The sequence below is a fragment of the Kitasatospora sp. NPDC091257 genome (genome assembly GCF_044757675.1).
In the GTDB taxonomy this organism is placed as follows: domain Bacteria; phylum Actinomycetota; class Actinomycetes; order Streptomycetales; family Streptomycetaceae; genus Kitasatospora; species Kitasatospora lactacystinica.
Window position 1 is genome coordinate 1 of sequence record NZ_JBIVVI010000532.1, and the last position, 5,931, is coordinate 5,931.

5 protein-coding genes are annotated in these 5,931 nt (G+C 74.1%); 4 read left to right on the forward strand and 1 reads right to left on the reverse strand.

Annotation, left to right across the window (positions count from 1 at the left end):
• A partial coding sequence (locus tag ACIQOV_RS23560) for an oxygenase (protein WP_401051416.1) occupies positions 1-673 on the reverse strand: 673 nt, incomplete at its 3' end.
• Between the two features lie 383 nt (positions 674-1,056).
• Here ACIQOV_RS23560 and ACIQOV_RS23565 point away from each other — a divergent pair.
• The 4 genes from ACIQOV_RS23565 to ACIQOV_RS23580 are packed head-to-tail and all read left to right on the forward strand — an operon-like array spanning position 1,057 to position 5,916.
• Complete coding sequence (locus ACIQOV_RS23565) at positions 1,057-2,616, forward strand: ABC transporter substrate-binding protein (protein WP_401051419.1); 1,560 nt, start codon at positions 1,057-1,059, stop codon at positions 2,614-2,616.
• A 14-nt stretch (positions 2,617-2,630) separates the two neighbouring features.
• The gene (locus ACIQOV_RS23570) at positions 2,631-3,611 is read left to right on the forward strand and encodes an ABC transporter permease (protein WP_401051422.1); all 981 of its coding nucleotides are present in this window, start codon (positions 2,631-2,633) and stop codon (positions 3,609-3,611) included.
• A gap of 59 nt (positions 3,612-3,670) precedes the next feature.
• On the forward strand, positions 3,671-4,456 hold the full coding sequence (locus ACIQOV_RS23575) for an ABC transporter permease (protein WP_401051428.1): 786 nt from the start codon (positions 3,671-3,673) through the stop codon (positions 4,454-4,456).
• Complete coding sequence (locus ACIQOV_RS23580; protein WP_401051425.1) at positions 4,453-5,916, forward strand: ABC transporter ATP-binding protein; 1,464 nt, start codon at positions 4,453-4,455, stop codon at positions 5,914-5,916. The genes ACIQOV_RS23575 and ACIQOV_RS23580 overlap by 4 nt, the downstream gene beginning before the upstream one ends.
• Positions 5,917-5,931 lie beyond the last annotated feature (15 nt).

Consider the following 5,931-nt stretch of genomic DNA (forward strand, 5'->3'; position numbering starts at 1 on the left):
CGGGGGCCTCGAAGAGGGTGGGGACCGGCGCGGGCCGGCCGCCGAACTTCCGGGCCTGCTCGTAGGCGTCGTCGGGCAGGATCGGTGCGACGGGCCGCTTCAGCTGCTCGACGTCGGCGTCGGGGAGGTCGGTCAGGCGCACGCTGGCCGCGGTGGTGGCGATGGCGTCGTGGTTGCGCATGCAGCACAGCAGTAGCAGGTGCGCGCGGCCGGGGTGGAAGGCGTCCTCGGTGTGCGGGGTGAGGAGGACGGAGCTGGAGGCCCCGGTCTGCTCGCTCTCGTGGCCCGGTGTCGGGACGATGTTGTGCACGAACCGGCCGTCCTGCTGGCCGTCCCAGGCGATCGGGGTGCCCATCGCCGTGGAGACGAGCAGCAGCACCACGTCCCAGAGCGCGCCGGAGTCGCCGACGGTCGACCAGTGGTCGGGGGTGGGCCCGAGGCGGGTGTCGTCGATCTCCAGTCCGCGCAGCACGAACAGGCCGTCGGCGGTGTCGACCGGACGCAGTCGGTGGCGCAGCGGTTCGCCGAGCCGGGCGCACTTCTCGGGCAGGTCGGCCAGCAGGGCGGGGCTGGTCGCGGAGCCGTGGAGGGCCAGCAGTTCGGCCGCGGTGGAGGTGAGTTCCGCGACGGCGTCGGCGTCGAGACGGCGTACCGGGGCAGGGCAGGTGGGCACGGCGGGACCTTCCGGGGACAGGGGGAGAAGAGGGGCGGGGTGCGGGCACGTGGCGTCACCTCGCCGGTGTGGGACGGCGACGGGAGCTGCGCGTGGGGCATCGGTCCGGGGCGGCTCGAACGGCCGGACGACAGGAAACGTAACAACGACTTTTAGGTAAGGCAAGCCTTACCCGGCTGGATGTCTACATTTGCGTAGTCTCGGTTCCGGGCGGCGGCGCACGTGCGGCGCAGGGGCAACTTCCCTGCTCGCGGGCCGGATTGGGGCGCTGGGGCGCATGGCCGGAAGTCGAGTGCGCCCCGTCGGACGGCTTGCGACTTGTCTTGAATTTAGGGTAGGTAACCCTAAGCAAATCGAGCACGGAACCGAGACGAGGATCGAACGTGGGCGTCACCAGACGACAGCTGCTGTGGGCCGGAGCCGGAGCCGGGGCGATCGGCGTGCTCGCCGCCTGCGGTGGCGGCAAGGGTGGCGCCGGGGAAGCCGCGGTCTCCGGTGGGACCGGCCAGCAGCCCCGCCCCGGAGGGACGCTGAAGGTCGGTGCGCTCGGCAAGGCCTCGGCGGTCACCCGGGACCCGCACGGCACCCAGGCCAACGAGAGCGACTACCTCATCATCAGCCTGATCTACGACACGCTCGCGATACCCGGGGCCACGGCCAACACCGCTCCCCGCCTGGCCGCCTCCTGGAAGTCGTCGGACGACCTGAAGACCTGGCGCTTCACCCTGGCCGACGGCGCCACCTTCCACGACGGCACCCCGGTCACCGCCGACGACGTCGTCTGGTCGCTGAAGCGGCTGCGCAACACCCCGGCGGGCAAGAGCCGCCTGCCCGGCATCCAGCCCGAGGGCATCACCGCCGAGGACGCCAGGACCGTCGTCCTGGTCTCCGACTACGCCAACGCCGACCTGCCGCTGCTGACCCGCCTGACCACCTTCGTCCTCAAGAAGGACACCAAGGACGACGCGGTCGCCGGCGCCCCGGGCACCGGCCCCTTCAAGCTCGACTGGTACCGCGACGGCAACGCCCGCCTGGTGCGCAACGACAACTGGTACGGCGGCAAGGTCCTGCTGGACGCCGTCGAGGTCCGCCTGTTCGAGAGCCCCCAGGCCATGGCCAACGCCCTGCTCGCCGGACAGATCGACGTCGCCTCCAACGTCGGTGCCGTCGCCGCCCGCACCGCCGAGGCCCGCAAGGACGTCCAGATCGTCCGCCGGCCCAACGACATGGCGATGCCCGTCGTCATGCGCACCGCGGACGGCCCGTTCGCCGACGTACGGGTGCGCGAGGCCCTCAAGCTCGCCGTCGACCGCGACGCCATGGTCAAGCAGGTCCTCTCCGGCTACGGCAGCGTCGCCAACGACGTCCTCGGCACCGGCGACCCCGCCTTCGCCAAGGACATCCCGCAGCGCACCCGCGACCTCGCCAAGGCCAGGCAACTGCTCGCCGACGCGGGCTTCGACACCTCCAGGACCTACGACCTGACCACCACCGAGGACATCGCCGGACTCGCCGAGTCCGCGACCCTCTTCGCCACCCAGGTCCGCGAGGCCGGCGTGAAGATCAACGTGGTGAAGCAGGACTCCAAGGTGTTCTGGGACGACACCTGGCTCAAGGGCACGCTCTACACCAGCTACTGGGGCACCAACGACTCCGTCGTCTTCTTCGCCTCCAAGACGATGCTCTCGGACGCGGGCCAGAACGAGTCCGGCTGGAACGAGCCGGGCTTCGACGAGAGCTACCGCAAGGCCATGGGCACCGCCGACACCGCCGAGCGCGGCAAGCTGCTCCACCAGCTCCAGGAGATCGAGTTCGCGAAGTCCGGCTACCTGCTGTGGGGCATGGCCGACGGCATCGACCTCGCCGGCGCGGCCGTGCGCGACCTGCCCAAGCTCCCCGGCTACGGCCGCGTCCAGTTCGAGAAGACCTGGTTGGCGCGTTGACCACCCCTCACCCGGTGGACGCGAAAGCGCCCCGAAGCCTCCCGGCCCGCATCCTCCCCGGTGCGGGCCGGGTCGCCCGGCAGGCCGTACGGCGCCTGGTCCTGCTCGTCGTCCTGCTCGCCGCCGTCTTCGCGGCCGTCGAGCTCCTCCCGGGCGACGCCGCCGGCGCGAGCTCCGACCGGGGTGTCACCGCCGCCGACCTCGCCGCCCGCCGCACCGCCATGGGCCTCGACCGCCCGGTCGCCGAGCGCTTCCTGGACTGGATGACCGGCCTGCCCACCGGCGACCTCGGCACCACCGCGCGCGGACAGCACGTCACCGACGTCCTGGCCGGCCCCTTCCCCAACACCCTCCTGCTCGGCACCCTCGCCCTCGCCCTCAGCACCGCCGGAGCCCTCGCCCTCGGCGGCTGGGCCGCGCTGCGCCCCGGCGGGCGCGTCGACCGCGCCGTCGACACCCTGTCCACCGCCGCGTTCGCCCTCCCGGAGTTCGTCGTCTCGGTCGCCCTGCTCCTGCTGCTCTCCCAGTGGACCGGCTGGCTGCCCGCCGTCACCCTCACCGGCGCGGACGGCAGACCCGAGTCGTGGACCATGATCGTCCTGCCCCTGCTCTCCCTGGCGGTCCCCCAGATCGGCTGGAACACCCGCATCGTGCGCGGCGCACTCGCCGACCAGGCCGCCCTGCCGCACGTCCAGGCCGCCGTCCTCGACGGCCTGCCCCGCCGGCGCATCCTCAGCCACCACATGCTCCCCGGCGCCCTGCCCGCCGTCGCCGTCGGCATCGCCACCTCCGCCGGCATGCTCCTCGGCGGCACCGTCGTCGTCGAAACCCTCTTCAACCACCCCGGCGTCGGTGCCGTCCTGGCCGGCGCCATCACCGACCGCGACACCCCGCTCGTCGCCGGAGTCGTGGCCGCGGCCGGCGCCGCCATCAGCCTGCTCCTGCTGCTCGCCGACCTCGTCCGCACCACCACCCTCGGAGAAGAGCGACGATGACCGCCGACGCCCCGACAGCGGCCCCCGCGCCCGCCACCCGAGGGAAGCGACGGGTGCTCATGCGTGCGGTTCCCGCCCTCGCCCTCGTCGCCCTCGCACTCGCCGGGCCGCTCCTCGCCCCGCACCCGATCGACACCCCGGTCACCTTCCCCTACGCCGAAGCGGGCGGCGACGCGCCGCTCGGCGGCGACCAGCTCGGCCGCGACGTCCTCAGCCGCCTGCTGACCGGGGGCGCGCCCCTGATCGCCACCGCCCTGGCCATCGCCCTCGTCGTCACCGCGGCGGCCACCGCCATCGGCATCCTCGCCGTGCTGCGCCCGGCCCTCGGCCGGTGGATCGAACGCGCCGCGGACCTGACGATCCTGCTACCGTCCGTCCTCGCCATCATGCTGATCGCCCTGGCCTGGCCCGGCGGCGGACGCCTCGCCGTCGCCGCCGCAGCCACCCTCCTCGGCATCCCCTACGCGGTCCGGATCGTCGCCGCCGCGGCCGCCCCCCTCGCCACCGCCGGCTTCGTCGAGGCCGCGGCCGCGGGCGGCGAGAACCTCTGGCACCTCACCGTCCACGAGGTCCTCCCCAACCTGCGCTCCACCCTCCTCGCCCTGTTCGGCCTGCGCTTCGTCGAGGGCGTCTACATCGTCTCCGTCGCCGCCTTCCTCCAACTCGGCCCCCAACCCCCGGAAGCCGACTGGGCGTTGATGATCCGCGAGAACGCCGCCGGCATCACCCTCAACCCGTGGGCCGTCGGAGCGCCCTGCCTCGCCATCGGCCTGCTCGCCATCAGCGTCAACCTCGCCGCCGAAGCCCTCGCCCCCGCCCGGCCCACCCCGGAGACCCCGCTGTGAGCACCACCGACCCCGTTGCCCGTGCCGCCGCCCTGTCCGTCACCCTCGGGGACACCCCGCTGCTCACCGACGCCACGCTCACCCTCGCCCCGGGCCGCGTCACCGCCGTCACCGGGCCCTCCGGCGCCGGCAAGACCACCCTGCTGCGCGCCCTCGTCGGCGCCCTCCCGCCGGGCGCGCGCGTCACCGCCGGCAGCCTCACCGTCCTCGGCCACGACATCCTCGCCCTCCCGCCCGAGGAGCTGCGCCGGCTGCGCCGCCACAGGCTCGCCTTCGTCGGCCAGGACCCGGGCTCCGGACTCAACCCCCGCATGCGCGTCGACCGCCTCATCACCGAGACCGCCGCCGACCGCCGCGGCACCTCCGTCACGGACCTGCTGCGCGCCGTCCGCCTGCCGGTCGACGAAGGCCTCGAACGCCGCCGGACCGAGCACCTCTCCGGCGGACAGCAGCGGCGCGTCGCCCTCGCCCGTGCCCTCGCCCGCCGCCCCGCGATCCTCCTCCTCGACGAACCCACCGCCGGCCTGGACGCCGCCCTGCGCGACGACATCGCCGACCTGCTGCACGACATCGCCGACCGCGACGGCATCGCCATCGCCCTCACCAGCCACGACCCCGACGTCGTCGCCCGCTGCGCCGACGACGTCCTCGCCCTGCGGCCCGACCGTCCGGTCACGGCCCCGGGCACGCCCGCAACGCCCCCGGCGCCCGCACCGGCTCGCGTCCGCGCCGACGCGGTGCCCGTCGTCGAGGTGAAGGCACTCGACGCCCGGGTCGGCACCGGCCGCAGCCGCCACCGGGTCTTCACCGGCCTCGACCTCGTCCTGCGGCCCGGCACGCTGACCGGGATCACCGGCCCGTCGGGGTGCGGCAAGACCACGCTGCTGCGCGCCCTCGCGGGACTCCACCGCCCCGAGACCGGCCGGATCACCCTCGGCGGCGAACTCCTGGCCTCCTCCTACCGTCGGCGCACCCGCGACCAACGACGCCGCGTCCAACTCGTCCTGCAGAACCCGCTCGGCGCCCTCAACCCCGCCCACACCGTCGGCGCCACCCTCACCCGCCCGCTGAAGCTCCACTCCGTACGGCCCGCCGACCGGTGCGACGCCCGCGTCGCCGAACTGCTCACCGCGGTCGGCCTCACCCCCGGCCACGCCGACCGCCACCCCCACGAACTCTCCGGCGGACAGCGCCAGCGCGTCTCCATCGCCCGCGCCCTGGCCGCCGAACCCGATGTCCTGCTCTGCGACGAGGTCACCTCCGCCCTCGACGCCGACACCGCCGAGGACATCATGGAACTTCTGCGCGGCCTACGGACCGACCAGGGCCTCGCCGTCGTCCTCGTCAGCCACGACCTGGCGCTGCTCTCGGCCCACGCGGACCTCCTCCTCACCCTCGACGGCGCCGACGGGGTGCCGCTCACCAAGCACCGCGCGGCCCCGAGCCCGGTGCCGAACTGAGCTCTCCGCGCAGGG

Coding starts and splice junctions, on each gene's coding strand:
- ACIQOV_RS23575 (WP_401051428.1), top strand. CDS start 3,671: ATGCGTGCGGTTCCCGCCCTCGCCCTCGTCGCCCTCGCACTCGCCGGG.